The following is a 25,900-nucleotide window of genomic DNA, read 5'->3' as shown; positions in this document are numbered from 1 at the left end:
ACGTCGCTTACGCCCACACATTTCAAGGAGGGGAAAGTGCGGAATTCCTAACTATGGTCCAGGTGATAAAGACGGAAACCGCACTTGCTGGCAACAATACTGGCTCCGCTGACAAGGACATTGCAATAGATCATATTGAACATGCCAGTGAAGCATTGACCAATTCAACGCTAAAAGAAATAGCAGAGAGAAACCAGAGGCTTGCAACGGATCTTCCTGCGTCCATTGAACAACTAAGAATGTCTATAAGCTCCGGTGTTAGTGCAAGCCAGATAGAGCAGGATGTGAAGACAATAAGTGATCTGCTAGATGAAACAGTGCAAGTGCGCATTGAAAAATCTCAGCTGACCAACTCTACCGTTCAGGCAGTCATAGTAGCAAATCTGGTAAATGAAGCGCTTGAGCATTATGGCGAAGCGATTGGATACGAAGGCAACATGACTGACATGTCAAGCATGGCCGGCATGACCAGCAGCATGTCAGGAAACGAGAGTAGCACAACAAGCAGTAGTATGAGTATGAATACCGGTAGCAGTAGTAATAGCGGCAGCACGCAAGGCATGAACAGTAGTAACATTAGTAGTAGTAGTGGTAGTAGCGGCATGAGCATGAGCAAAGCCGTCATAGTAAGCGAAGCTAACTACCAGAGCGCCAAGGCGTTTGCACAAAAGGCATGGGGCCTATACCAACAAATCAAACCGCAAGCCACTGATGGAGGATCCGGAAACTCTGTAGAGAAACTTGACAAGTCCTTCCCAGCTTTTCTCAGTGCAATAGAAAGCAAAGCGTCTGCGATGGACATTATGTCAATTGCGCATTTGCAGATTCACCCCAACCTGATGACAGCATACAACCTGCAAGTAGTGCCAGAATTTCCGATACCGCTCCTAATATCGCTTCCTGCACTTGCCGCAGCTGTTCTTTACGGCAGGTTTAGGATGAATGCTAAGAATAGTGGCGGTGATGGCGGCAGCGCTGCTGGTAATGGTGGTAGCCCGAAGGAGCAGTAGAGTTAAGGGCCCTGCCTATGCTCCTTACCTCCTCCCCCTTTCCTCTCAGTATTCTCAATCGGTTGACCACATACACATATGCATACACAAACACAAACGTAGAGCCTGCGTCATCGAACAGTAAGTACCGAGCAAGGAGCATAATTTACAACTCCTGTGGCAACGCTTCCCATAAGCAGCTTTGTAAATCCACCAAGCCCACGTGTACCAATGACTATTAGGTCAATGTTGTTCTTTTCTGCGTAATCAACAATTTCTCCGGCAATGGAAAGGGACGTACCTTTGACGTCAATGTTCGTTATTTTCATACCCTCTTGCGCCTCTGCTTCCTTGCTGATTCTTTCAAACCATTTGTCCGCCTCCTTTCTTGCTTTTGTTACCTGTTCATCAACTACTTTGGAGTATGATTCAGATGTGGAATGTATGCCTAAGGCACGGAGAATCTGATCTATGTGTACGACATGCAAAAGGTACAATTGCGCTCCATCAAACCTTCTTGCGATTGTAATGGCAAGTGAAGCAGCATCAAAGGCAGGTTCAGAGCCGTCAATCGGAACTAGTATTCTTTGAATCTCATTCTTCTTAGTCTCCATATACCTCATCTGTCATTTTACTACGCGGTTCTAATTCAAAAGGAACTCGAAGGGTTAAAAATAGAAGAAAACGAGAAATGAAATATGATAGATTATCTAACAATAATGGCTGAGAAGGTAGTGCTGAAGTCCGCTTTTTTCTACCTCAGCAAAAGTGTTATCAACAATGAAATGGATCTTTATACACACATATGCTGCATAAGGAGTTGAACTCACAGCTTCATGGATTCTCTTCGGTGTTTACATTTAGTAGAAGCTTCGCGCCCTTTTGGTAAGAAGAATGTAGCATCGATGCTCTCATTCTTCTGCTACATCTACTTCTCATCCGTGTCATCATATTGGAAAGGCAAAGAGGAAAACCAAAAAGAATGTTTCTTTGCTTCTCAGGGAGATCCACAACAACGTTTAAGATGGCTATCTTCAAGAAATTTTAAAGGAAACCTGACGGCTTGCATCATTACGAATCATGGTGATTGCAGTATATGGCTTTCTTGAAGAAAAACCAAAAAAGGATGGCGGCAGGCATATCTATCATGGCATTTGTAGTGGCAGTATCTGCCAGTCTGGCTTACTATCAATTCTACTACATCCCTGCGATAAATAAAAAGCCCCAGGTCTCTCAAGACATTTTGAATCCTCCAAGCATTACTAATGTTGGGATTTTGCCGGGTTCTTCGCTAGAGTCTCAAGCGCAAAACTTCTTTCCAAGCGATGTTCGTGTTAGTCTAGGCGCTAACAACAAAGTCATATGGAAAAACAACGACAACACGTATCACAGCGTAACCAGTGACAATGACTATGTAGACAAGATAAGCGGAAAATTCGATTCTACAGCCACCATCGGACTGATGCCGTCTGGACAAACATACAATTTTACTTTTACAGAGGCTGGAGTCTATCATTATCACTGCATACCGCATCCTTGGATGAAAGGCACGGTTACGGTTTTAGCCGAGCATGATTAGCGGCATCTTGTGATGTATTCTTTGCCCTCGTATGTAGTAGGTACCACATTAAAGCACGATGCCTATACAGCACACGTTCGTTGCAGAACGGGCTAACATAGTTAAGTTAAACTCAAGGCTCGGAAAGGGATATGACGTACTCGGTAATGGAAAAATCAAGGAAAGAAAAGCTTGAAGGTTTTGAATGCGAGGTATGTCATTTGCGTTTTGCAAACAAGACATATTTAGAAAGTCATATTATTATTATCGAGCACAAAAAACACATGGTGCCCTCCGGCGTCCAGTAGGTCGCATATTCTCGATTGTGCCCACCATTGATGTTGTGATGTAATTTCTTGGGCACGGTTTCAGTTTTGGTGAGATTTGTTCTGATTCTAAAGCATCTAGAATTGGCTGCCACTAGTTATGGAAGACTTTAGAAAAAGGCCATGCATACTCATATTAGACAATCAGCGACATATTTCATCCAATAATAAGGATAATGGACAAAGATTTCGAACCGAAAAAGTACGAGCCCAGAGGGATTCGCATAGATGCGGGTAGGTGACCTCTAATACAAAGATCCTGTGCTAAAGCGAAAAGCAGCCTACCGTGACGTTGGTACTATCCAATTCAACTTTTTATACACAACGATGACCGCGGCCATAGAGATAGCACCAATAATCAGACTGCGAACTGAAACTCAGGAACGACCATGGCTCCTGAAAGCCCGAGAAGCAAATTGACAACGCCCTGCATATCTCATATTCACAGATCAAGTTAGTAATACCAAATACTGGCAACTGGCGGTTGCTAATGGTTACAGTGTACACTTATCGGTAAATGAGCAAAACTTAGACAATTCTGTTATGATCGAGTACTATCAGGCACAACCACCATAGCCGTGTCTGAGCAAGTAAAAAATCGGCATACTCCAAAGCAAGTCTACCCCTGCTCACCGTCTAATCACGATCACAATGGGTAGAGGTAGACCAAATAAGGTAAAACTTTATGATTGTATTAAAATTGCGAGCCAGCATTTTTTTCATGCCTGAGCAATCTCCAACACGACATCTCTAATATTAGCCAATAGCACCTTCTGTGCGGCGACCTCCGCCTGACATATTTCAAGAAATCGTACATTATTTCAACCAGACGATTATTCTTCTACGGTTTTCGCTGTATTGCCACGCTTCCATGCCTTCTTTTATCATCCACTTCTTCTCTTTTGTAGATCCTTGGCCATATTTTAGAATTAACTCTATCGCCGGCGACGAGAGAGCACCACATTACAAGCAAAAGAAAAATATCAAAAAAACGAATGATGATTTTTCCCATGTCCGCATTTACTATTATGATTTACTTGTGGACGGACTAGATCGGATTTATTGGTGTGTCCGTGCATGCAATTTTCTAAAGAAATCATTTAAACTGATTATTGACTGAAAAAGGATAGCTATTTGATAGAGACTAGTGTAACTAAAAGAAGAGAAGTGAACCATTACACTTCCTCTTCAGCCAACTTGTCAATTGGCTCGCCTGTCGGTAGAGGAGCATTTCTGTCTACTCTATACTTCAGTATTTCAGGAAAATCTGGCTTGACTATAACATTTCTGCCAGCTGCGACGATCTCTGATTTTGGAATGTCAAACCTATAATCAAAGTGGCCAAACACTACTATCTTGTCATCCGTTTCCTTTACAACATGCCCGACATGATCTGCATTGTTTGTTCTTACTCCCTTATTGAAAAGTGATTTTGGATACTCTCTCTCATATGAGGCCAGGTCTACGTTTTCCGGCCGTGTCCACGGGTCTTTAGTTGCCTTCCCAGTTGGAAGCGGCTCTTCTCTGCTGACTCTGTACTTTTTTGCAATTTCATACATTGGTAGATCAATCAGCACATTGCCGCTAGTAAACTTGATTTCTGATTTTGGAATATCGTATCTGTCATCACCGCCTCCAAACACTACTATCTTGTCGTCCGTCTCTCTTACCACGTGTCCGACGTGAGGCGAATCAAGCGCCTTTACTCCTTTGTTGAAATATTGACCTGAAGTCATAATATCATAATGTGTAAAGAGAGTATTTAATGCAGCTTTTTCCTTGGTAGGATTTCTTCCTTAAGTTAAAGCGATATCTGCCTAACCACGGATGCCTACCTAACATATCTGACGAAAGATTGCGAGTATCATACCACTGGCACGGTTCTCAGGATTGTCTGCAAGAGCCTACGAGTCTTAAAGCATGCCGACTATATGATTCTTCAGGTCAAGAAGAATCATTACAATACAAAATGCTAAAAATAAGTCCGTGCTGCGCCCCTTCCGCAGCGTTCATATCGACCAGTATTCCGCATAGTCACCCTTCTTAACCTGAGTGTGAGGGCTGACGAAGGTTTGTAAGAAACTCCCTTCAATCCTAAGGGCGGACTGTAGCCGAACAGGGTCGCCTCCTATTCTGCGGTCGGTTTCTCCTTATGCACGTGGCGAAAGCGCGTATATGCCATAGACTTGCTGCTTACCCTCGGTTCTTTTTATTGCCGCGTAGATCTGCCACCAGAAATGTCTTTGTCCTTGACTGCCTGCTTTGTATGGGTCTTAATTGACTTTCCGACCTTTGACCTATGTCTGAGACTTCTGGCAAACTTTTCTTTTCTTGCACCCTCAATTTTCTTATATCCCAGGTATGACTTGGCAACAGTATCATGGTTGTGCTTGATCAGCTCTTCGGCCACCATCTTGCGCAATGTAGTGGAACTAACCTGACTTCTCTCAGAGAGTGATTTACTGTTTTTTATCCGTTTGGCTATCTCTAGGGCGATGGAGTAAGGCACACCTGCTCTACTCGTAGCTCTGGCCATCTTCCTGCTGTCAAACGGTTCTAGACGGCCGCTCCGCTTTTTTACCGTTATTCTGTTGCTACGTGTGGTCTTCTTGAACGACATATGTGCAATTATATTATCAAGACTATTTTTTATGAATATCTACACAAAAACTACGTCTTCATCACATTCATTTTTACCTCTCTCGGTTTTGTACGCATTATCTGCATCATAACGGCGAATAGATCTTCTATGAAGTAAATGGCGCAGGTAGATCAAAACGGGAGGCCGTATCAGAAATGGTACGGGCATACATGACCGGTAGAGCAATTACTCCATAATATGTAAAGAGGATAAAGGCTGAAACAATTGTATCTGACTCCTCAGTGAATCAGATTGTTGAAGATGTATCAAATAGTCTTGGCCAGCATGCTGGACGTGACGCACATGGGATGATATTTGTCAAGGATGTCTCCGATGCTCATGAAATAGGAACTAGACAAAGAAGAGAAGCTGTGTTAACTAGTAAATAATCTACTAAAAAGTCTTTGAAGAATTATGGATAAAGTAGGAAAAATGTCTTTGGATATTTTAGCACCGCAATTAATAGTCGACATCGTTCTTACTTTATTTTCTGCAAGGCTTCTTTTGCCGCTAGCTCGCCTTCTTGAATGGATGTGCGAATAGTTTCCATCGTAAAATCTGCATTTTCGTAAACGTGTGGATATTTTTCCTTTCTGGATATGTAGTACACCCGCTTAATTTCGGCGCCCCGCTCTTGTTTGATTCTCTTGTACTTTCTCTTAATTGTTGCAAGCGTTTCCTTGTCCATCTTTGACTTATCAACGTGACCCTCAATGATCTGGTATAGCTCGTCGATGAAGCGAAGGTACTGTGTTATCACCTTTGACATTTTTACGTTGTGCAGCGTCTTGTCGCTGAAAATGATGTCACGAGCCCTATGAAATGCCTCTGGCAGGTTCTGTGGAAGACTGGCAATATGCTTTGGGTAATTTTCAACTAGAAAGATTTCTTTATCCACAATCGGAGATGCGTCTATGACCTCTCTTAGGGGAGTGTTGCTCAAAAGCCCTCCATCCCAACAGTAGAGTCCCTTCTCGACTTCCATCCAAGGAAAATAGTACAGCGGGTACGCAGATGTGGCGAGTATGTGCTTGGAAGTAATCTGCTGTTTTGAGCTGTCAAAGGTGATGGGCTCTGCCGTCAATACGTTTGTTGCCGTCATTATCAGGCGAGAGTTTGGATTTCCTGTTGGCCTTAGCTTGTTGTAATCGATATAGCCAGCAAGCGTCTTCTCTAGCGGCAAGAGATCATACAGATATGTCCACTTTTTGGGTGTAAAGAATTGGGGATCCTTGAAGATATAGTCTGGAGACCACCTGGGACTAAACATCCTGTTGTTCCCAAACACTGCTGAGCGGATAAAGGAGAGCAAAGATTTTGGCCGGGGATCGTCTGTCATAATAGCCAGCAGGCTTGACAACGCAACGTAATATGGATCCATCACAGGCTCTGTCAACCATCCACTGCTTAGGAAACTCTCTGAATTAAAGTGGTCCGAATTCAAGCATGTGACATTATTTTCTTCAGCGAGTTCTAACCAGAACTGTTCAAGCGCTTTTTCTGGATGGTCTTCTTTGCTGCCTGCAATTATTGAAGCATTTACGCCGCCTATGGAAGTGCCGGCAACGATGTCCAGCTGCTTATGCTCTTTGCTCTTTGCAAGAGCCTTAAACACGCCGCAACCAAAGGCACCCAGCGAGCCTCCGCCTTGGAGTATCAGCACCTTTTCTAACTTTTTTTTTGACACGGCTCTGTCACTGCCTTTGCTCGACATTATAATAATAATTTACAGCCGACTGGTCATACAAGAATCTGGCAATTCTATCTTTGATGGATTCCAAAACGCTGTATCTTGTGATAATGATGATCTTCTTCTTTTATTAATGCTAACTTTTTAGTCTCTGTAAAAACCCATATTGGGCTCGGAACTAGCATGTTCTTACGTTACTCTGTCGCTTATATAGAGAGAAAGAACCATTTCATTTAGCCCTTTTCCGTTCATCTAAGAGTTTCTTCTTCGCATTTCTCTCTAGCTATCTTGTCACTAGGCTTATCAATGGCGGTCCAAGCAATATCAAGAGTACAAGCCTGACAAAGTCAGACACTATGCCCGTTTTGAGCATACCGGAAATGCGGACAGCACGAGATGAGTAAATTATTGCCATGGGCGGTGTCGTGGATGGAATTGCGGTAGATATGGAGCACGCTAGCCCTGCTGCAATAATAGGCGGGACGGGGTTAACTCCTGCTCCGATTGCAAGAGTGGCAGCAATGGGACACGTTATCACTGCTGATGCGGTGTTTGAGGCGGCATAGCTAATGGCAAAAGCCATGATCGCGCTTATGGCAAATACTATCCAAGGCACGTTGTTGTTAGCAGCGGCGGCTGCCGGATCTCCAGCTATGAGCGACGATGAAGAAAGCTGCAGACCTATCCAGTCCGCAAGACCGCTTGCTTCTATTCCCATTCCAAGTGCAAGGCCACCTCCAAACAACAGGACGATATTCCAGTCAACAGCCTTTGTCATCTCTTCCCATTTCAGCAATGGAGGCCTGTTTCTACCCACCCGGACTAGTGCAACAGCCACAATAATCATCAGCGCAGGAACGGCTTCTGTCATATTTTTTGCAAATGCTGCGACGAGGTTAGAAAACACACTACCACTATCGCCTGCGAGTGAAGCAGACGCCTCCGATGATGATCTCAGCAACGACGGCACAGTCCATAGGAACATTGCTGCTATCAGAATGGCAAGTACTGCTTTTTCTTGGCGCTGCATCTTGCCCATGCTCTTCAACCTTGCCTTGAACTGACTTCTTGTTGCTGGAAGGGACTTGATCTCCGGCTTTATCATCAGAAAAATGATAAACCATGAGACAAGCAAACCCATTATTGCATGAGGAGTTCCTATCACAAACCAGTCAGTAAATGAAATGGTCTGGCCTCCTTCCGCCGACACAAACTCTTCTACGGTGGCTTTTGCGATAAGATTTGGAGCCGTGCTTATTAGGAGAAGCATTGCGCCGGCAGATGCGGCTTGGCCAAGGGAGAGGAAGCTTGCTTCAGCATAATTACTTCTTTTTTGTTGTTTGTACTCTCCTCTACTAGAGGGTAAGGAACCTGAAGTCAGAGATGCATCAACAGCATCATTATCGTCATCCGTACCTCCCTTATTTCTACCGTCATTGGACCTAACTGGAATATTCAGGATATTCATAAATGCGACAAGAAATGGAAAAACGATGGTAGTTGAAGCCGTTATTGACCCTGTCATAGTCAGCAGAAACACCGGAAGACAAGCGACGAAGAAGGTGGCAATTCTTGGGTTGCTGCCACGGTACAAAAGAGCCAGCGAATAAGCTATTCTTGTATCAAGCCCTGAGCGCTGAAATGCCGCTGCCAAGACAAAACCTGCGATAAAGATCCAGATGATCGGGTCGGCAAAGTTTTGGACCGCGTTCTGTATTGTTAGTATGCCAGAGATTACAAAAACTAAAGGAGCAATTAGACCTGTAATGCCCAACGGAGCACATTCTGTCACCCACCATACGACCATCCAAATCATGGTTCCAAGCGCGAGCTGTGGTGCAAACGCAGGAAGTGATTTATCTGATGCTGCCTTGGCCATGCTTTGGGGCGCTGGTATCAGAATAATGGCTATGAATAGCAGGGGTCCAAGAATCAAGCCGATGTTCTCTTTCTTGACAAACCAAGCCTTGTGGCCTCCCAATATATCCAAACTCAATTACATGTTCATTTCGTGGGAATGGAAATTAAAGACTCTTTGGAACGAACAAGCGTAATGTGAAGTTTAACAAATAAAACTGAGAGATTCGCCGATGTCGGCAGAAACCCGATTCCGATCTTGTTGTTATGGGCTTTGACGCACTGACTTGTGTTCTAAGGACTAGACTACTGCTTCTTCCCCTTCCTGCTTGCTTCCAATGTCATAGGCTTTGGCAATATTCTTTATGAGGATCTTGCCGTCGCCCACTGGAAAGATGGGAAGATTTACCGGAGATAGGTTGTTCTGTGACTTGGTAAGGAGAGGGGGAATAAGGCAGATCAGTGCATTGTCTTGACTCCGGGTTGTAGAATTATTTCCTATCGGGTCAAGATATCGCGGCATTCCAATGAGATATATCTGATTTCTGCATCTTGTCCGAAAGGACGAGGAGAAGATAAAAGGAACCAGGCCTTTACAGTACGCGGGATCGAGGCAACATTGTGAATGATAGGTGAAACGACTAAGGATATACTTGAACGTACGGTCAAGGAGTTGATGACCAAGCAGGTCATGACCTTGGAGCCTTACGATAATTTGTTACGGGCGCAAAATGAAATGTCGCGATACAGAATTAAAAAAATAGTCATTGCCAATTCTTCTGGAAAAATTGCTAGAAAAATTCCAATTGGGATAATGACAGTAAAGGACATGTTGAAATTTTTACTTAACGATAAGACAGATAGATCCCTTTATGAAATGAAAATTTCTGAAGCAATGACTGTCAAACTGGTAACCGCGGATGCGGACGAACGGGTTGTGAATTGCGCAAGAATTCTTAAAGATAATCACAATATCAGCTCGTTGGTAATTGTCAGAGAAGACTCTGGCTTTTCCAAAGAGACGCAATCGTCAGCGAGTAGCAGAATATTATCTGGAATTGTGACATCAACTGACCTTTCGAGGTTTTACTCTGAAAACTGCGTTGGCTTATCATCAGTCGGCGAGTACATGTCGCAGCCAGTTGTCACAATTTCAATAGATGAGAAAATCTCAACTGCGGCACAATTAATGGTCGAGAAGAATATTTCGCAACTGGCCGTCACGTCAAACGATACTGCCAAAAGCATACTTGGAATACTTTCTGAAAAAGATATTTCTAGTGTTACTCTCGCCCTCAAATCAAAGACGCAGAGATCTGTTTCTGAATACATTGGTACAATTTTTGCATCGTCCAAGCAGAATTTTAAGGCTTTTTCAGAGCCATCTCTTGTGAGGATAGGAGACATCTTTACGCCTGATCCTATAACCATCGAAAAGGATGCGGATTTGGCAGTAGCTGCAAAGATCCTCACAAGTCATCGCGTCAGCGCGCTACCGGTTGTCGATTCATTAGAAGGTGAAACAAAACGTAACCAGCCCATTGGAATTATATCAAAGACCGATGTAGTAACGGCACTATCGCGTATATAAGATAGGCTCCTCTACCATCAGAATATTCATAATATTGAAAGGCAGTGACTTCTCGAATTTTCTTGTATATTATTTTCATTTAGCAGATGAGTTCTATGTACGAACTGAAAGTTGGCATAACTTTACCTCGTGCATGAAGTATCTTTGTTCTTGCAAATTCTCTGGATTTATGACATGCTTATTTAGGATTTCATCTCTGAGCAACTCTGATATGTAACAGTCTGCCTCGCTCTAGCATCCCAAAAGTCCTCGACATTGCTTTTTGAGAGACCATCGGATAAAATAGTACGCATTGGAACAAGAAGCTATGTCGAAGATCCTAGTGCCGGTTGACGGCTCTGATTATTCAAAAAGAGCCTTGGAACAAGCGCTGTCGATTGCCAAAGGTAATGCCAGTACGGGCGCAGTAGTAGTAACTGCCATTCATGTTATTGTGCCAATGCCGACGGTAAACGTAGGATCTCAAAAGGTGCTAGACGATGCAAAGGCAAAACTCAGAAGCGAGGCTTCGAAACTGCTTGACGAGTGTAAAGCCACTGCCAAAGAGAGGGCAGCATTGGACATAGAGACTGTCATTCTTGTAGGTACTAGTCCTGGCGAAAGCATTGTTGGGTTTTGCGAAAAAGGTAACTTTAACCTGATAGTAATGGGAGCCAAAGGACACAGCAAGCTAAAGGACATTGTGCTTGGCAGCACATCGGATAAGGTTGTACATCATGCCAAGTGCTCGGTACTTGTTGTAAGATAGTGGAAGTGACCAGACGCTAAAATCGTCCTATAAACCGGTCATAGGTTCATAGTTTGAAAAAAGATGTCATTGGAAATAGACTGAACAGAATCGGTCATGCGCCTCAATATCTGTGAAAACTAGTGAATTTTTCCGCTCCTCCTTTCTTCTGTCATGTCCGAACAGTCTTCATAGCACCGGCCCAAGAAATAACTTGGTCCAGCATATAGTGTTAACCGATTTTTCTTGGTATGGAGCTGGCTTGAAAACACTAAAGTTCTCAAAATCGGTAAAGAGGGAAAGCTGCGCCTGAGCACGAACGGTCGCTCCCATTAGCTCTGCCGTCATCAAACCCAACTGCTCCGTCGAGCGAACGCTGTCGGCACTTCCATAACCGACAAATCCTGCGGCTTTGTTGTTCCACCCCTTAAACAGAAAGTCGATGGCATTCTTTAATGCGCCAGGTATTCTGTGGTTATATTCCAGCGTCACAAACACAAATGCGTCAAAGGAATCAATCTTGGCCGACCAAGCTTTGGTATGGTCTTTGGAGTATTTCCTTTACGAAGGCAGAATCGGTTCATCCAACAACGGGAGATTTTGTAGTCTTTGATGTCTACATACTCGAACTCGGCATCAGTACGCTTCTTTGCAATATCATAGACCCATTTAGCCACAGCTTCGCCGTTTCTTCCGGGGCGGGTGCTTCCTAGAATTATTGCCACCTTTAGCATTTGTGTTGTTGCCTACTGTCATCCATCCGTTGTGCCAATCTTGTCAGCCGTTCTCTGTTACCTGTGTAAATTGAAAGGTGACCCTTCTCACAAACTGCTCCAAGGGAGTTAAAGTGCTGCAGAGTATAAGAAAGTGTCAATATTCACATATTGAGTTGGTAGTGTTGACCGCATGGTTCTGGGAACGTAGATAAGAGTCATAAATATCATTGTCGTCATTGAATCCAATTTCTCGAGCGCACGTTATTCGTTTCGGTAAGTTGCAGACGTTCAAGAGAAGATTCAACCTCTCTGTCTACTTGCCCGGGGAGCCATTGCCCTGGCCTATGTACTTGAACTCTATAAGCGCGCCAGGCGTCCATAGGCTGGTAGTCGCGCCGCCTTCAAGGTTTTGCGCAAAACCGAAAGAGTCTGTGATGACGTATATCGTGCGTCCATCCGGACCGAATGCAAGGTCGCGGTAGCGGTTCTCCGATCTGAATAGCTCTTGAGGTTCGCCTGCAAGCGCTGTTCCATTCTCGTTCAGCACCAAGTGGAAGATCCTGCCGGACTTCAAAGTTGTCATCAGGAATGTGCCGTTCCAGTCTGGAATCTTGTCGAACGAATACATGTGCAGGCTAGAAGGTGCTACTGTAGGGAAGCAGACGGACCTAAGTTCGCCACAAGCAGGGTTTGTAAAATTGTATCCGGTCTCTACGGTGTAAAAGGTGGCTATCGGCTCAACTAGGTTTTCTGCCTTAAAATCACTCTCATTCATTACAGGCACGCCTTCCGGAGCAGGCCCAGTCTGCGTCCATGAGAGGTCCTGGCAATTATCCGCCGCAGACCAATTCATGTACCTGTACGCCTTGTCGTCCTGGAACCCTGCTATGTACGGCCACCCAAAGTTTCCGCCCGCCCGAAGATGGTTGAACTCGTCGTCAGAGTTAGGGCCGTGTTCGACTGCATAGAGGTCGCCGTCTGGACCCACTGCTATGCCTTGAGCATTACGGTGGCCATAAGTAAAGATGTGGCTGCGGACGCCGTTTATCTGGGGATTATCCTCTGGTATGGAGCCATCAGGGTTGATTCTTAGTACCTTACCTTGATATGTGCTCCAGTCGTGAGATGCAACCTGCTCAGCAGTTGGGAGCGCCTGCGCACGAATATTAAGACAATATCTAGTGAACTGGTTGTTGCCCTGATCACCTATTGTATAGTAGAGCTTGCCGTCGGGACCAAACGTCATGCGACCAGAATTGTGGTCAATGCTGGCAGGGAGCCCTCGAATGAGATCCACGGGGTCTTTAATCGTACCAGTTCCAGAATCATATGTAAAGCGCGTTATCTTTGTACGGCGGTCAACCTCTTCAGCGGTTTCGTTCGCATATGTGTAAGCTACGAAAATGTGACGTGTACTATTAAATTCAGGATCAAAAGCCATGCCCATGAGGCCATCTTGGCCTGCAGACTGGTAAACACCTGGAACAGACATGCTGTTTAGCCTCAATCCATTGTTGGGGTCAACGCGGGTGATGTTTTTGCCTGTACGCTCGGTAATCCACAGGGCGCCGTCTGGCCCATAGAGGATGTTGTATGGCGCGCTAAAATTTGATGCTAAAACGCGTATTGTAAAACCATCTTGCGTTGGAAGTCTGGGCTCTCCGGCGCCAGCCTGCATATCAGTGGCATTCTGGTTACTTCCGCTTGGAGGTGGAATAGGCTGCGCCAGCGCCGTTGGTCTAAAAGTGCCGAGAATTGTAGGCATCAGCGATAGTAGGACGATTAACCCAAATGTAACAGCCATGCCGGTTCGTAATTTAGAATTCGGCATTTTTGCATCATAAAAAACCGTATTCTTGATATTTAAGGCTTGAAGAATATGATTATGATATCAATAGGCAGAATTCTTTGATATATTCTTCGAGATTACGGCATATTATAATGGTATGTTCAATAACAAGAAACTTTTTGGAATCAAATCGCGCACGAGACTCGATTCTCTTCTTAGAGGCAGAAACAGATCCCTTATTCAGAAAGAAGGCACGAAAATGTTAACACATACACACAGTCCATCATAGCGAATTATCTAACAATACACACATCTGTATTCGTTTAGGATCCCGCAGGCTCCTAGATTGCGTTCCGCCTATTCATCTGCGCAACACAGATGCTAAAGCCAATATGCATGCACTCAGTATCGTTATGACATGCGCCGCACTCAGGTACTCCACCAATCATTTTGACGATGACATCTTGATTAAGCATGGCATCAAACAATAGAATTTCATCATCGTTTATCATCTTCCTTAAAGAGAGTGGACCGCATCGAGCGCTCAGATCTTCTGCAGACATTAACCATTCTCCAAAAGCAATAACTCCTTCATCTAGCGTGTTTTCGCTTGAGAATTTCTTTGTGCCTCTTTGATTTGAATTGGCTTCAGATGATTTTTCCTTTCGATCAGACATTTTTGATCAGTCATCGATGTGGTTTGTTCGACGACAGACAGCTCTATTGTTTTTCAAATTCAGCACTTATCAATCTTCTGGATGTAATACTGCGACTGCCGTAAATTATAAGATCAAAAAGATATCTCTTTATAGATTAGTTTCCTATTCGCGTGTCGTCAGGGTCAGACGTACATATAGATACGCATCGTACACACATGCATACACACTTTCTTAATCTCGGCCTCCCTCTTATTTTGCGTATCATATCTCTTTTCCTTCTTTGTCATCCTTTTTTACTTCAGACGATGGAGCGATTCTCTCGCCTATCTTGAATCCAAACTTGACAACGTATGGCGACAGAAACGAGGTAATTATCGTCATTGCACCCACCATAGGAAGAACAAAACCGCTGGTAGCGCCAACGTCCGCGCCTCCCTTTGCAGTAACGAGCGCCAGCTCTCCTCCTGACGCAGATGAGCCAAAGGCCGCTTGTAATGCTGTCTTTTTGTCCAGTCCTTGGGATTTTGCAGACAAGTATACGGTTGCAAACTTGGATGCAAAGGAAACGGCGATGAATATCAGCGCAGGCACAATGAACAACGGAAGCTGGGAGATATCCATTAGCGCTCCAATCGATACGAAAAAGAGAGCTGCAAACATGTCTTTGAGTGGCGTTGTTAAGACATGGGCAGTAGCATGACCTTTGGACTCGGCCACCAACACGCCTGCAAAGAATGCGCCTGCTGCAACAGAGATGCCAAGCTCGTTTGCGATAAATGCTAGACCAAACGCTACGCCCAATATTGCCACAAGCAGCACATCGAAGTGATTAGTCTTGCCAACCATGTCGACAAACTTGGGCACGGTCTTTGAACCGATGAACAAGGCACCGCCAATGAAAGCCAGTACAAGACCTACTGATGTACCAATCTCAACTATGGTAAGGTTACCAGTCGACGCAACCGACTGCAGTACTGCAAGTGTTGAGACGATGATTATGTCTTCGATTACAGTTACTCCCAAGATGAGTGAGGCAGTATCAGTCTTGGCGATTCCAAATTCCCTCATTACTTGGGAAAGCACCACAGTGCTTGTCACTGAGATTGCCAAAGCGATGAACATGCTGTCAAATAGCGTCATTCCCATAGCCTGCCCAACCGCAATTCCGATACCAAAAGTGCCAAACGCTTCTGCAAAAGCAATGACAAGTGCCTTTTTGCCTACGGCACGTAGCTTGGCAATTGGGTATTCTAGGCCCACTACAAACAGCAAAAGCACTATGCCAATTTCGGCAAGCAAGTTTAGAATCTCGGGATGCAGTATTAGACTGAACGGAGGAGTGTGGGGTCCAATTATCATCCCCGCAGCGATATACCCGATTACCATGGGCTGCTTCAACTTGTACGAGACTAGTGCCATGACAGAGGCGACGACCATTATGATCGCAAAATCCTGAATTACTTGGGCGGCTGCGATTTCTGCCATATCTTGTGTTATCTCTATCATTGTTTCTTCACTCTTCGGCCATAAATATTGCTTATCGCAAAAAACCACCGAGACCGCTGCGGGCTATTACCGTGGCAGGTCATTGCGTCATTTTACTATCAAAACAGGACTTGTCGATTCCTCTGATATTCTTCTGGCAACGCTTCCAAGCATCCGCAGCTTGGCAAGACTGCCTCTTAGTTTTAGCCTCTTACTGGCGATAACAACTAGGTATGGCCTTTCCTGTCTTACGAGATCGGCAATCTTTTCGGCGGCATTGACGCCCTCGACTACCGTTGCGGAGGCTTTGATGCCTTTGGAGTTAATCTTGGACACATGCTTTTGAAGCTTTTCGGCTTCTTGCTCCCGAACATTTTTCTTATACCGATCTAATGCCTTCTTTACCCTTTTTCTCTCCACGTCATTCCAGTGAGACATGGTTGAAAAATCGAGCACTTCGGGCACGACTCTGACCAATTTTATTTCCATATTCAAGCCCTTGGCAATTTCTATTGCATACTTTATGGCCTTGGCTGACGCCTCGTTATCCTCATGTGGAACAAAGATTGTTTTTGTCATACTATATTTTATTTTTCGGCCGAGAGTATTAAGAATTCGAAGGTATCTGTCGGTAATGCCTATGGCGAGCTAGTACACGAATTATTTACATAGTGGATGGAGCGACTGGAACTATTAAATAGGCGCGTAGCGACATAATGAGTCTTACTCTAAAGGCATGCCTTATCTGCAAATAGCTCCTCACTCAATTAATTTGTACTACGAAGATCATGGTCACCTCGATTCGTATCCTCTCATTCTAATTCATCCTATCGGAGGCAACGTCCTAATCTGGGAGTACGAAATATCGCTCCTTCTAAAGAACGGATTTAGGATAATTGCGTATGAGATCAGGGGACATCATAGGACGAACATGGGCAAGAGCAATGCATATGCCATGCAAGACCTCGCAGACGATCTGGGTGCTCTCTTGACTCATCTGGACATTCGAAGATGCACCATCATTGGGCATTCAATTGGCGGGATAATTGGTTCCATATACGCAGCACAGAATCCAGAAAAGGTAGATGGCCTTGTTTTGATTAATTCGTCACCCAAGAAATTTCAGGATTTCGACTTGGAGAAGCACTTTAAAACACGGGCCATTGCAATTACCCGAGGCATTGAAGCATTGGCAGAACACAAACTCAAGAGCTTTGACGAATTCAAGGACCTTGCCAAGGAGAAGCGATACTCTGACTTTTTCAAGAACGTATTTACAAAGACCTCAGTAGGTGGATTTGTAGCCGCGACTGTGGCTCTGTATTCCATACCAGAAGATGCTGCGAGAAAATTACGTATGTCAGGCTGCAGAGTGCTTGCGATAGTAGGGAGCGACGATTCTGCCTTTATAAGGCTATCAAAAGAGACTAAAGAAATGATGCCGGAAATGGAGCTAAAAGTCATAGAAGGCAGCGATCATTGGGTGATAATAGAAAAACCAAAGGAGATGTACGATATCCTAATGGGCTTTTTGGGTAAGATAATCGGAGTCTCCAAGAGTTGAACCGATAATCCTTAGTGATGTTAGGACCGCATTTTTACATCTGTTGTCGTGGCCTCTCCGGTTGAATAAATCAAAAGGTGTTACTCGATATTCTTCAATGCTGCTGGCAGGACAGCAGATCTATCGGCTAACTAGGCCGCAGATACCGGCATCGCTGCAATATCTTCATTGAGGCATCTAGGACATTCCACGATCCTGCAAGAGGCTCCTAGAAGGGAGGCGCACCAGAAGCAGAAACGACAGAATAGGAAAACAATATTTACACCATCTTGATAACGGGTTGGGTAAAGTTTCATCATTGTCATCAGTTAATAGATCGTTCTCTATGCATATTAATGATCGATATACATTTAGTAGTACTGCTTAACGTACTTTGAACCCGAGCTATTCTTTTGTTTCTTCTCAACGCGTTTGTGAGTGCGTGTGTGCGTAGATACTGTTGCATACCGTGTAATTATTGCTTAACCTTTGAAGGAGCTTGCGGCCTGCTCATGAAATTTCAGGCTTGATTCCTCTACCTTGATAGCCTGCGGTGGACACACTGAAACGCACGCCATGCACCATATGCAGTCGTGCTCCCTTATGGGATCGGATTTGTCAGTATAGTCCTTTCTCCCGTCTCTCAGGCTATTTTCACCACTTCCTTCACTGGTTGCGTTTTGCATTTCTATAGCAGGCACGTCCTGCTCTGTCCTGTACCACTGGTACACCTGTACGGGGCACGCCTCGATGCAGGCGCCGTCGGAAATGCAAGAATCCCAGTCTACCGCCACCGCGGTTCCATGAACACCTAGCGGCAGAATTTGCTCTCCCCTTGCCTCATATGACTTCTTTACCTCTTCGTTTTCAGAGGCTTCTGCTGCCCTTCCGGGGCCCCATACAAAGTGAAAGTGCTGTCCATCCGCATGTTTGTGCTTACCTATTACTTGATGGTTTTTGGGAAACTCTGGATCAATTGGCATTAACATTTGATACACTCTTAATTGCTTTAAAGCATCCTGTCACGCTGTTAAGAATAATGCACAAGAACCTTTTCGTAAGATATCACGTTCTATCAAGCTGAGTCATCTCCAGACATATTTCATTTACTTGTTTTGATGCATCGCGGACATCGCTTCTCAGTATCACGTCTAGCTGTATGCGTTTGCGTATATGTGTCTGTGTCAACTTTCCTCAAAAGTATCGTTCAAAATAATATATGCGTGCAAAAACTATTATTAATCAGAAATACTCTGCGGTGTATTGCCCTGTACTGACACGCCGTCGCTAACAAAAAAGAGAAACGGAAACGAATGAAGTGGAATTTGTCTTCATTCGTCATTTTACTATTGAATCTGCACTTTTGAAGGACTGGGGTATTTGATGGTCGTGTTTTGTGTATTATTACGGTATCGACCTGCTGTACAGCTTGCCTTCAAGCGCTAGCTTGTACAGTTCTGCTACATACGGGTTCTTTGCCGGTGTTTCTGCACCCAGCTCCACCAGACGTGCATATACCCTTACTACGAAGGCCAATGCACCCATAAAGGCCACAACAATTCCAGTATTGAACATCCAATGGTTTGGAACAGAGAAGATTTCTTCTACGAACCAGAAGTGCCACAGTTCATTTACTCCAATTGTAAACATTGTCGCCAGGTAACCAATGATAGTTATCTTCAAACCCGTGGGAATAGAGTTTCCTGGGCCTCTCAGGATTGGAGTCTTTCTGCTATAGAAAGCTATCATTCCCCATCCTAGCGGAAGGGCCACGAAGTGGCTGTACAGCCACCAGTGAGCAGGCGTAAATGCAGAATCTCGAATGGCGGTCTGATGCAGCGAAGCGTCGATGAAATTATCAACCTCTACTGATGCTGCGATCGAACCCAGTGCTATCACCATTATGTACACTTTCTTCAGCCTTTGGATTTCGACTTCTTTTGGTATCAGTGATGGCATTTGTGCCATGTTGATCAGTATTGCATAGTATTGAGGATATTAATTACTTTCGAAATGAAAGTGCCCGCATAAAAGAAAGGCCCGCTCGTATGGAAAGTTATTAATTACGCTAAGCATAAGTATCCATATCGAATTGATAAAGCGACCAACATATTCATGCGGCGTCTGCTCCAAGTCTTTTCCCGGCCCTCTAGATTTGGAATTACATGTCAAAGTGGATGGATGCAACACTAAGGAAGGCAATCTGCAGTATGTAGACGACAACTAAAACTCCCTACCATCCACAGATGTTTAGGAGTAGGAAGAAGAAGCAATTTGATGATCTCGCTTCTACTCCTATTTTTCTCTAAATGGAACTAGCCTTGGAAGAGTATGAGAACGAATGGTTTGCGTCGCAACAGAATATCGATATCGATACTGTCGGAGCAGAGTCGACTGCAGTGGATAGATAACAAGTTGGAAGTGCATTCAGTAAGAAATCGAAAATTAGAAAAAATGTTTCTGTAACATACACACAGACTCGACTAGCCAATATGTGCGCGTGTGTAACGTTAGAAGCCTGCCAGCCTTATTTTCCATTCTTTATTATTTGGGAAAGGCTCCTCTTTTTGCCGTCCTTTACTTCCTTGCTAAAGCATGTCAGAGAGTATGACGCCATCAAGTCAAGAAGAGGTTTGAGTGCAAGACCTTGTTTTGTAGGGTAGTATTCTATCTTCACGGGATGTTCGTTGAAGATCCTGCGCTCAATCAATCCCTCGTGCTCCATTTCCTTCAGTCTGTTAGTGAGTGCCTTGGTGTTGATGTCCTCAATAGAATTGAGGAATTGATTGAACCTGTTTTGTTTAAAATAAATCATGTTTCTCAAAATTAAAAGAGTAAACTTGTTACCGATAAGTTTTAAGGTAAAGTTAATGGGGCATTGTTTTGTCCCGTCATAGAGTTTAACAAGTTCTAGATCAAACTTTAGAGCTTCAGAGCTAACGGTGGATTGCAATCTATCTAAAAGTGGCCGGACTGACTTATAGAGTTATCTTGTTGGCTAAGAGTTGCAAGTATAGTGGCCAATAGATAAGACGGGATCACAGCGTATTCAAAAAGGAGGAAAGGGATATTTTGCTGCTTCATCGAGTATTTGGAGACGAGTTGCATCAGGGAGCCCATTCCCATAGTTGACAGGCTCTTGCAAGCTGAATCAGAACGATTGTATCGTTATGGATACCTTGGGGCAATATGATCTTAAGTCAGGTAAGCAGTGTAATTCTTCGAAGCGTTTATCCGTCGACGCAGCAATATCCGCAATCGCACAGGTCGTGCCCGAACGATTCACACTTTGTGGTTTCTATTTCCGACACGACCGATCTTCACAGAAATCACATTAAAATCTTCCCTGCACTGACTGCTTGGAAAATCTCTTTGTTACGATTTCACATGACCAATTGATCGCCGGCGGATTTGTTAAACACTATCAACTTTTAACTCGGAATATTTGGTACGCCAACAACCTTCAAGTTAGATGATGATTACCCTGCTGAGAATGATGCAAATAAAACGTTCAAAGTAATGTCGATGCTGCCTTGGTTATTTGTAGCGTAGTTGCGAGAGTAATCCGGAATAACGACGTAACTGATAAAAATTATCCGCGAACGATACTATGCGATTAGACATAGATGTACTTCGTAATAGTCGTGTTGGCTGCGCGAATCCTCTTCATTGATTGATTCTTGGATACCTTCATCATATGTTGCCTCTCAAGATCCTAAAGCGTAAATACTTTCAGAGAGAATAGAGCATATGACGATAGATGCTATCCCTGTCTCTAGTATCATGACAAAGAATGTAAAAACTGCTAACGAAAATCAGTCGATAAAGACCGCTGCAGAAATAATGGATAGAAATAACATTGGCGCAGTCATTATCGTCGAAGAAGATGGCGGCGGTATTCCCTCGGGCATCATAACAGAACGAGATATTGTCAAGCTCGTCAGTTCTTCTCAAATCTCCTTTAATGTGCATTTATCTACTGTAATGAAGAAGCCGATGATTACCGCGGATTCGATGATGTCTCTGAAGGACGCACTTCATACCATGCAGGACAAAAACATACGGAGACTACCGGTGATGCACAATGGAAAAATGGTAGGCATACTAACGGACAAGGATATCTTTAGGGCGATACTCAAGAGTCCCGCTTTGCTCTCAAACTTCATAGATGCAAGCCTGCCAGCCGATTACCGACCTGTCTATCAGAGATTTTCAGAATTTATGCTTGCAGACCTACAGCATCCGCAGTCAAGCAATAGGTAAGAGCTCAGGATACTGCGTTGCAGCTTCTTTTTGTTGACAAAAGGGGAAATGGACCAACCTGTAAACTGTGCATGTTCGTAGAAATATCAAAGAAGCGCTCCGGATATGGATCCGAAGGTTGTTGGAAGATAAATGCTGAAGAAATCGCCACGAATGAGTGTTCGATAAAGTTAGAGAAGAGCTATGAAAGAGCGCTCCTGATGCTCTGACTTAACTTGTTAGTTACGGCGTTCGATTTCACGAAGGGGATGACAGCAGACTAAAACAAAGTTTCTCCGGCGCTCTCGCACATGCATAGGGAAATGCTGCTTTGGTCATTGGAAAGGCGAGGAAATAAAATCCTAATCCCTATTCCAGTACCTTTAGGTTTCGGTATCCCGAGTTGTTGAATCGACAATGGTTCATTTACAACGACAAATCTTGCGCTGTCATTACCACAGTGTTGATTGCCTATGATCTCTTCAGTCAGTTTTGACCCAAAACAGGCATGTGCAAAGTCAGGTGAGTTGTTTTTTTGGAATTAATAGCAGTTGGAACTGACGTTATATAGTATGGATGCACAGCACCGATAGCCTTCAAAATGCACGAATTCATCCATATTATCAACCGTTCTAACTACATTTATCAATCTGCAGCGATTATTGTAAATCTTAGTTTTATTACAGATTCATTCGCGTGAGGAATGCCTTAAATCCGTCAGGGATTATTATGATACATGACAAGGTACAATACGACGTTTAGAAAAGCGGATTTACAAGAGCGCAAACCAGTCAGAGTCGATATTGATGGTAAAGCAATTGTTCTAGCCTTGGTATCGGGTAAGATTTATGCGATGGACGCAGTTTGCTCCCATGAAGGCGGTCCCTTAGAGGAAGGATCCATCGAAGAATATTCTCTTATCTGCCCATGGCATCAGGGCATTTTTGACATACGAACAGCTAAAGCATCGCCTGAAACTGATTGGGTTACTGACCTGCGCTCTTATAGAGTTGAAGTCGAAGAGAAAAGCGGACTGATTGCGATAGATACAGATTCTGGCGCATCTCATTCCGATAGCGGGAGTAGCCCACGTATCGCGCGACAAGAAAACGCAGTTGCAGTGGACGATGTGCCGGCACGACCGCTGAAATTTGAATTAAAGTTGCTAGAGAAGGTCTCGCAAAAAGGGACGGATATCATGTCATTTCGATTCTCTCGTAGCGACAGCGAAAACTACCTAAATTACAAGGCAGGACAGTATTCTATAGTCGATCTTGGTACAAGGGAAGATCCCGAGGGTCCGACACGGTCTTTTACGATAGCCTCTTCTCCAACAGAAAAGGAAGGCATACTTATTAGTACAAGAATAAGAGATACTCCCTTCAAGCAAAAGCTATCAAAGCTCGATATTGGGGCTTCTGTCAAAATTACAGCTCCAGCAGGCAAATTTACTCTTCCTGAGGATAACTCATCGCCAGTAGTGCTTCTGACAGGGGGCGGCGGAGTGACCCCCTTTAGAAGTATGATAAAGTATGCTACGGATAAGCAATTAGCACTAAAGATAACGATGTTTGATTCTAATCGGAACCGTGCAAATGTCCTGTACAAAGATGAATTTGATAGATGGGCAAATCTCAACAAGAATTTGAAGATTATCTATACAATCACCGGAGAGCAAGAACAACCAGAGACTCCTCAGTCATTGACGACACCTGAATGGATCGACGAAAAAGGGATGATAAACAAAGCTATGTTGGCAAGACATCTGAGCATTGACGAACTGAAGGATTCGATATTTTACACATGTGGCCCTCCTGCAATGTTGAATGCCATGCGAAAGCTATTGTCAGAGGAAATCGGAGTATCCGGCGACAGGATCAGGACAGAGGCATTTACTGGCTATTAGACTGATCTCTGAGATTCTCACTGGAATGGCATCAGATCAACTTGAGTTCTAGTTTCTGTCGTCTGCTTTTCCTTTTTCTTTTTCCACTATAACTTTCTCTGCGTCTTCTTCTCCTTGTTTTATCAGGTTCTTTATAGTAGCAAGGGAAAAATCCGCATCTTCAAAAAGGAAATGCACCTTTTCCCTCCTTTCAATCTTGGTTATTTCATCAATTATTGCGCCTCTCGCATCAGCTAACTTGTGGTACTCGGGCTCTATCTTGGTGAATCTTTCATGCAGTTCTTTATCGAGTGGAGCGTTGCTCAAGATATCATGCATTTCTCTAAGTAGCAATAGATATCCAGAGATTGCCTTCGATAGTCTCACATTGCTATCAGTCTTGTCCGTGTGCATAATATCTCTAGCTCTGTGCCAGATGTCAAACATATTTTCCGGCAATTCCTCCTGAACATGCGGAAATAGATTTACAATATACACTTTTTTGTCGCGCTTTGGCGATGCTTCAATCACTTCCCTCAGCGGGGTGTTGCTAAGCAGTGCTCCATCCCAGAGGAACTTACCGTCTTTCTCAGTCCAGCCTATACCGTAAAAGGGATAACTGGCACACGCCAGTATGTGATCAGCATCAATATTTGTTGCCATACTATCGAACAATACTGCTTTACTGTTCTTGATGTCAGTGGCTGTAACTATAAGTCTAGGAACATTGTTGCTGTTCAATTTTGAAAAATCAACGTATCTTTCCAAGGTTCTTTTCAGGATGGCAAGGTCGTACATATACGGCGGCCGTATGGAAGTAAAATGGCCTAAAGGAGTGTAGTTTAGGCTTGGTGTCGTGTACCAGGCAGGAGAAAAAATCTTGGCGTTACCGTACAGAGCCGCATACCATGAGGACATGACCGCTCTAAGGTTATCTGAAATAATAGAGCCAGTTACTCTTTCAGCGACATCCAACCAAAAATCCTCTAGATCTCCTTCCGGATTATCGTTCTTTGAGCCTGCCACTATTGCCGCATTGACGGCTCCTATCGATGTTCCCGCGACTATGTCAAACTTTATGTCGCGTTTGGATAGCGCCTTGTACACTCCACATTCATACGCACCCAATGAGCCCCCGCCCTGCATGACGAGAACCGTTTCGGATTGCGGTTTTTGCACATGTTTTATTTTTAATTCACGTAGTGTCATGGCGTTGGAGGTACATTGCGAATATGATTATTAAGAGTACGCAAAACGCAGCCTTCTTGATCAGTCTCTGCCAGGATTCTTGAAGTTGCCTTTTCGTCCACTTGCTAGGTTGCCCCTTCCTATTTCGTGCAACTAGACTGTGTCAATAGACGTTCGCAATGCTCTCAAATTATAATCATTGCATACCGGGCAGACGGCATCAGCGAAGTCAGTACTCCATCTATCATTAGGCTTGATTACTGATACAAATCAGAAACAGTTGCCGCATAGCAAGAAATAAGCATGTCTTTGTTTGTTTGAACTATTTTTGGTAATGCTAATCCTAGATTGCGTGTTATTCACCCTCCTTGCTATAGCTTGGCCCTCCGCACTGACCTATGCTTCTAGTGTACATGTGGTGGAGGCGCACCGCTCTTTGCAAGGGCTTCATTAAACGTTCCTGCAGCTTTTTCGTGGTACTCCAAGTTTGCCTGGTCCACCTTTATCGCCTGTGTGGGACATACTGAAACGCATGCCATGCACCAGATGCAGTCGTGCTCCCTAATTGGGTCAGACTTGTCGGTGTAGTCTTTTCGACCTTCACGATTATGATCCTCTCCAGAACCTGCACTTGTTCCATTCTGAAGCTCTATCCCCGGTACATCTTGCTCTGTTCTGTACCACTGATAAACCTGGACAGGACATACCTCTATGCACGCACCATCTGCTATGCATGAATCCCAATCGAGCGCGACCATCGTGCCGTGCACGCCGAGTGGAACAAGCTGCTCTCCTCTGGCCTCGTAGGCCTTTTTGACCTCTTCATTATCTGCGGCCTCTGCAGTTCTCCCCGGCCCCCATACGAAATGGAAGTGCTGACCGTCTGAATGGCTATGTTTGCCTATCACCTGTTGATTTTTAGGAAACTCTGGATCTATTGGCATAGTCTGTACGTTAGACGAACAAGCCTTAAAGAGTTACAACCACTATGCAACCGATTGCAAATTAATGATA

At 44.2% G+C, this 25,900-nt stretch carries 23 protein-coding genes and 1 pseudogene; 8 read left to right on the top strand and 16 right to left on the bottom strand.

The annotated features are described in order from the left end of the window. Positions 1 to 53: 53 nt before the first annotated feature. Complete coding sequence (locus NTE_RS15745) at positions 54 to 1,010, top strand: hypothetical protein (RefSeq protein WP_148701893.1); 957 nt, start codon at positions 54 to 56, stop codon at positions 1,008 to 1,010. 110 nt (positions 1,011 to 1,120) lie between these two features. On the opposite strand, the gene NTE_RS15740 is transcribed toward NTE_RS15745, so the two are convergent. Beyond that, positions 1,121 to 1,603, bottom strand: a complete 483-nt coding sequence (locus tag NTE_RS15740; protein ID WP_158385681.1) for a universal stress protein — start codon at positions 1,601 to 1,603, stop codon at positions 1,121 to 1,123. Between the two features lie 482 nt (positions 1,604 to 2,085). Here NTE_RS15740 and NTE_RS15735 point away from each other — a divergent pair, with 482 nt between their 5' ends. Then, positions 2,086 to 2,568 (top strand): cupredoxin domain-containing protein, encoded by a 483-nt coding sequence (locus NTE_RS15735; RefSeq protein WP_226987061.1) that lies wholly within the window; start codon positions 2,086 to 2,088, stop codon positions 2,566 to 2,568. 1,480 nt (positions 2,569 to 4,048) lie between these two features. On the opposite strand, the gene NTE_RS15730 is transcribed toward NTE_RS15735, so the two are convergent. Both NTE_RS15730 and NTE_RS15725 read right to left on the bottom strand, forming a co-directional pair. Then, positions 4,049 to 4,609 carry a hypothetical protein gene (locus NTE_RS15730; RefSeq protein WP_148701891.1) on the bottom strand — a complete coding sequence of 187 codons (561 nt, stop codon included), beginning with the start codon at positions 4,607 to 4,609 and terminating at the stop codon, positions 4,049 to 4,051. 473 nt (positions 4,610 to 5,082) lie between these two features. Further along, positions 5,083 to 5,493 carry an ATP cone domain-containing protein gene (locus NTE_RS15725; RefSeq protein WP_148701890.1) on the bottom strand — a complete coding sequence of 137 codons (411 nt, stop codon included), beginning with the start codon at positions 5,491 to 5,493 and terminating at the stop codon, positions 5,083 to 5,085. Positions 5,494 to 5,723: 230 nt separating this feature from the next. Between NTE_RS15725 and NTE_RS17670 the strand changes: the two genes are divergently transcribed. Then, positions 5,724 to 5,903 (top strand): hypothetical protein, encoded by a 180-nt coding sequence (locus tag NTE_RS17670; protein WP_420835314.1) that lies wholly within the window; start codon positions 5,724 to 5,726, stop codon positions 5,901 to 5,903. Between the two features lie 89 nt (positions 5,904 to 5,992). On the opposite strand, the gene NTE_RS15720 is transcribed toward NTE_RS17670, so the two are convergent. The 3 genes from NTE_RS15720 to NTE_RS15710 all read right to left on the bottom strand — a co-directional run bounded on the left by NTE_RS15720 (position 5,993) and on the right by NTE_RS15710 (position 9,584). Next, entirely contained in the window at positions 5,993 to 7,201 is a 1,209-nt protein-coding gene (locus NTE_RS15720; RefSeq protein ID WP_158385679.1) for a patatin-like phospholipase family protein, read from the bottom strand. Between the two features lie 286 nt (positions 7,202 to 7,487). Next, on the bottom strand, positions 7,488 to 9,200 hold the full coding sequence (locus tag NTE_RS15715; protein WP_148701888.1) for an SLC13 family permease: 1,713 nt from the start codon (positions 9,198 to 9,200) through the stop codon (positions 7,488 to 7,490). A 162-nt stretch (positions 9,201 to 9,362) separates the two neighbouring features. Then, the gene (locus tag NTE_RS15710) at positions 9,363 to 9,584 is read right to left on the bottom strand and encodes a hypothetical protein (protein WP_148701887.1); all 222 of its coding nucleotides are present in this window, start codon (positions 9,582 to 9,584) and stop codon (positions 9,363 to 9,365) included. Between the two features lie 102 nt (positions 9,585 to 9,686). Between NTE_RS15710 and NTE_RS15705 the strand changes: the two genes are divergently transcribed. Both NTE_RS15705 and NTE_RS15700 read left to right on the top strand, forming a co-directional pair. Further along, positions 9,687 to 10,652: a CBS domain-containing protein gene (locus NTE_RS15705; protein WP_148701886.1), complete on the top strand. Its 966-nt coding sequence runs from the start codon at positions 9,687 to 9,689 to the stop codon at positions 10,650 to 10,652. 307 nt (positions 10,653 to 10,959) lie between these two features. Then, a complete protein-coding gene (locus NTE_RS15700; protein ID WP_148701885.1) occupies positions 10,960 to 11,400 on the top strand; it encodes a universal stress protein in 441 nt (146 codons plus the stop codon). A 151-nt stretch (positions 11,401 to 11,551) separates the two neighbouring features. Here NTE_RS15700 and NTE_RS17665 read toward each other — a convergent pair. From NTE_RS17665 to NTE_RS15675, 5 genes and pseudogenes are all read right to left on the bottom strand, one after another. After that, positions 11,552 to 12,113: pseudogene (locus NTE_RS17665) on the bottom strand (NADPH-dependent FMN reductase). A 295-nt stretch (positions 12,114 to 12,408) separates the two neighbouring features. Continuing rightward, positions 12,409 to 13,860, bottom strand: coding sequence for a glucose/sorbosone family PQQ-dependent dehydrogenase (locus tag NTE_RS15690; RefSeq protein WP_226987060.1), 1,452 nt, complete (start codon positions 13,858 to 13,860; stop codon positions 12,409 to 12,411). Positions 13,861 to 14,225: 365 nt separating this feature from the next. Continuing rightward, complete coding sequence (locus NTE_RS15685) at positions 14,226 to 14,561, bottom strand: hypothetical protein (protein WP_148701884.1); 336 nt, start codon at positions 14,559 to 14,561, stop codon at positions 14,226 to 14,228. Positions 14,562 to 14,804: 243 nt separating this feature from the next. Further along, positions 14,805 to 16,028 carry a cation:proton antiporter gene (locus NTE_RS15680; RefSeq protein ID WP_226987059.1) on the bottom strand — a complete coding sequence of 408 codons (1,224 nt, stop codon included), beginning with the start codon at positions 16,026 to 16,028 and terminating at the stop codon, positions 14,805 to 14,807. A 108-nt stretch (positions 16,029 to 16,136) separates the two neighbouring features. Continuing rightward, positions 16,137 to 16,607 carry a universal stress protein gene (locus tag NTE_RS15675; RefSeq protein WP_148701883.1) on the bottom strand — a complete coding sequence of 157 codons (471 nt, stop codon included), beginning with the start codon at positions 16,605 to 16,607 and terminating at the stop codon, positions 16,137 to 16,139. A 193-nt stretch (positions 16,608 to 16,800) separates the two neighbouring features. Between NTE_RS15675 and NTE_RS15670 the strand changes: the two genes are divergently transcribed. Then, positions 16,801 to 17,592, top strand: a complete 792-nt coding sequence (locus NTE_RS15670) for an alpha/beta fold hydrolase (protein WP_158385677.1) — start codon at positions 16,801 to 16,803, stop codon at positions 17,590 to 17,592. Positions 17,593 to 18,053: 461 nt separating this feature from the next. Here NTE_RS15670 and NTE_RS15665 read toward each other — a convergent pair whose 3' ends face one another. The 3 genes from NTE_RS15665 to NTE_RS15655 all read right to left on the bottom strand — a co-directional run bounded on the left by NTE_RS15665 (position 18,054) and on the right by NTE_RS15655 (position 20,386). After that, entirely contained in the window at positions 18,054 to 18,554 is a 501-nt protein-coding gene (locus NTE_RS15665; protein WP_148701881.1) for a 4Fe-4S dicluster domain-containing protein, read from the bottom strand. 421 nt (positions 18,555 to 18,975) lie between these two features. After that, complete coding sequence (locus tag NTE_RS15660; protein ID WP_148701880.1) at positions 18,976 to 19,539, bottom strand: methane monooxygenase/ammonia monooxygenase subunit C; 564 nt, start codon at positions 19,537 to 19,539, stop codon at positions 18,976 to 18,978. A gap of 559 nt (positions 19,540 to 20,098) precedes the next feature. Next, entirely contained in the window at positions 20,099 to 20,386 is a 288-nt protein-coding gene (locus NTE_RS15655; protein ID WP_148701879.1) for a winged helix-turn-helix transcriptional regulator, read from the bottom strand. 935 nt (positions 20,387 to 21,321) lie between these two features. On the opposite strand from NTE_RS15655, the gene NTE_RS15650 reads away from it, so the two are divergent. Together NTE_RS15650 and NTE_RS15645 are read left to right on the top strand one after the other, a co-directional pair. Next, a complete protein-coding gene (locus NTE_RS15650) occupies positions 21,322 to 21,834 on the top strand; it encodes a CBS domain-containing protein (protein WP_148701878.1) in 513 nt (170 codons plus the stop codon). Between the two features lie 715 nt (positions 21,835 to 22,549). Beyond that, the gene (locus tag NTE_RS15645; protein WP_148701877.1) at positions 22,550 to 23,719 is read left to right on the top strand and encodes a Rieske 2Fe-2S domain-containing protein; all 1,170 of its coding nucleotides are present in this window, start codon (positions 22,550 to 22,552) and stop codon (positions 23,717 to 23,719) included. 48 nt (positions 23,720 to 23,767) lie between these two features. On the opposite strand, the gene NTE_RS15640 is transcribed toward NTE_RS15645, so the two are convergent. Both NTE_RS15640 and NTE_RS15635 read right to left on the bottom strand, forming a co-directional pair. Continuing rightward, a complete protein-coding gene (locus NTE_RS15640) occupies positions 23,768 to 24,907 on the bottom strand; it encodes a patatin-like phospholipase family protein (RefSeq protein WP_148701876.1) in 1,140 nt (379 codons plus the stop codon). 383 nt (positions 24,908 to 25,290) lie between these two features. Next, positions 25,291 to 25,830: a 4Fe-4S dicluster domain-containing protein gene (locus tag NTE_RS15635; protein WP_148701875.1), complete on the bottom strand. Its 540-nt coding sequence runs from the start codon at positions 25,828 to 25,830 to the stop codon at positions 25,291 to 25,293. Positions 25,831 to 25,900: the final 70 nt, after the last annotated feature.

The sequence above is a fragment of the Candidatus Nitrososphaera evergladensis SR1 genome, assembly GCF_000730285.1.
Lineage (GTDB): Archaea > Thermoproteota > Nitrososphaeria > Nitrososphaerales > Nitrososphaeraceae > Nitrososphaera > Nitrososphaera evergladensis.
The sequence above is the reverse complement of the archived record's forward strand: the minus strand, read 5'-3'. Positions and strand labels throughout refer to the sequence as shown.

Bases quoted from the DNA above. Each gene is read 5' to 3' on its own strand.
- NTE_RS15660 (WP_148701880.1), bottom strand. From the start codon at position 19,539: ATGGCACAAATGCCATCACTGATACCAAAAGAAGTCGAAATCCAAAGG.
- NTE_RS15725 (WP_148701890.1), bottom strand. From the start codon at position 5,493: ATGTCGTTCAAGAAGACCACACGTAGCAACAGAATAACGGTAAAAAAG.
- NTE_RS15640 (WP_148701876.1), bottom strand. From the start codon at position 24,907: ATGACACTACGTGAATTAAAAATAAAACATGTGCAAAAACCGCAATCC.
- NTE_RS15645 (WP_148701877.1), top strand. From the start codon at position 22,550: ATGACAAGGTACAATACGACGTTTAGAAAAGCGGATTTACAAGAGCGC.
- NTE_RS15690 (WP_226987060.1), bottom strand. From the start codon at position 13,860: ATGCCTACAATTCTCGGCACTTTTAGACCAACGGCGCTGGCGCAGCCT.
- NTE_RS15675 (WP_148701883.1), bottom strand. From the start codon at position 16,607: ATGACAAAAACAATCTTTGTTCCACATGAGGATAACGAGGCGTCAGCC.
- NTE_RS15680 (WP_226987059.1), bottom strand. From the start codon at position 16,028: ATGGCAGAAATCGCAGCCGCCCAAGTAATTCAGGATTTTGCGATCATA.
- NTE_RS15665 (WP_148701881.1), bottom strand. From the start codon at position 18,554: ATGCCAATTGATCCAGAGTTTCCCAAAAACCATCAAGTAATAGGTAAG.
- NTE_RS15655 (WP_148701879.1), bottom strand. From the start codon at position 20,386: ATGATTTATTTTAAACAAAACAGGTTCAATCAATTCCTCAATTCTATT.
- NTE_RS15705 (WP_148701886.1), top strand. From the start codon at position 9,687: ATGATAGGTGAAACGACTAAGGATATACTTGAACGTACGGTCAAGGAG.
- NTE_RS15740 (WP_158385681.1), bottom strand. From the start codon at position 1,603: ATGGAGACTAAGAAGAATGAGATTCAAAGAATACTAGTTCCGATTGAC.
- NTE_RS15710 (WP_148701887.1), bottom strand. From the start codon at position 9,584: ATGCCGCGATATCTTGACCCGATAGGAAATAATTCTACAACCCGGAGT.
- NTE_RS15650 (WP_148701878.1), top strand. From the start codon at position 21,322: ATGACGATAGATGCTATCCCTGTCTCTAGTATCATGACAAAGAATGTA.
- NTE_RS15700 (WP_148701885.1), top strand. From the start codon at position 10,960: ATGTCGAAGATCCTAGTGCCGGTTGACGGCTCTGATTATTCAAAAAGA.
- NTE_RS15730 (WP_148701891.1), bottom strand. From the start codon at position 4,609: ATGACTTCAGGTCAATATTTCAACAAAGGAGTAAAGGCGCTTGATTCG.
- NTE_RS15635 (WP_148701875.1), bottom strand. From the start codon at position 25,830: ATGCCAATAGATCCAGAGTTTCCTAAAAATCAACAGGTGATAGGCAAA.
- NTE_RS15685 (WP_148701884.1), bottom strand. From the start codon at position 14,561: ATGTCTGATCGAAAGGAAAAATCATCTGAAGCCAATTCAAATCAAAGA.
- NTE_RS15745 (WP_148701893.1), top strand. From the start codon at position 54: ATGGTCCAGGTGATAAAGACGGAAACCGCACTTGCTGGCAACAATACT.
- NTE_RS15735 (WP_226987061.1), top strand. From the start codon at position 2,086: ATGGCTTTCTTGAAGAAAAACCAAAAAAGGATGGCGGCAGGCATATCT.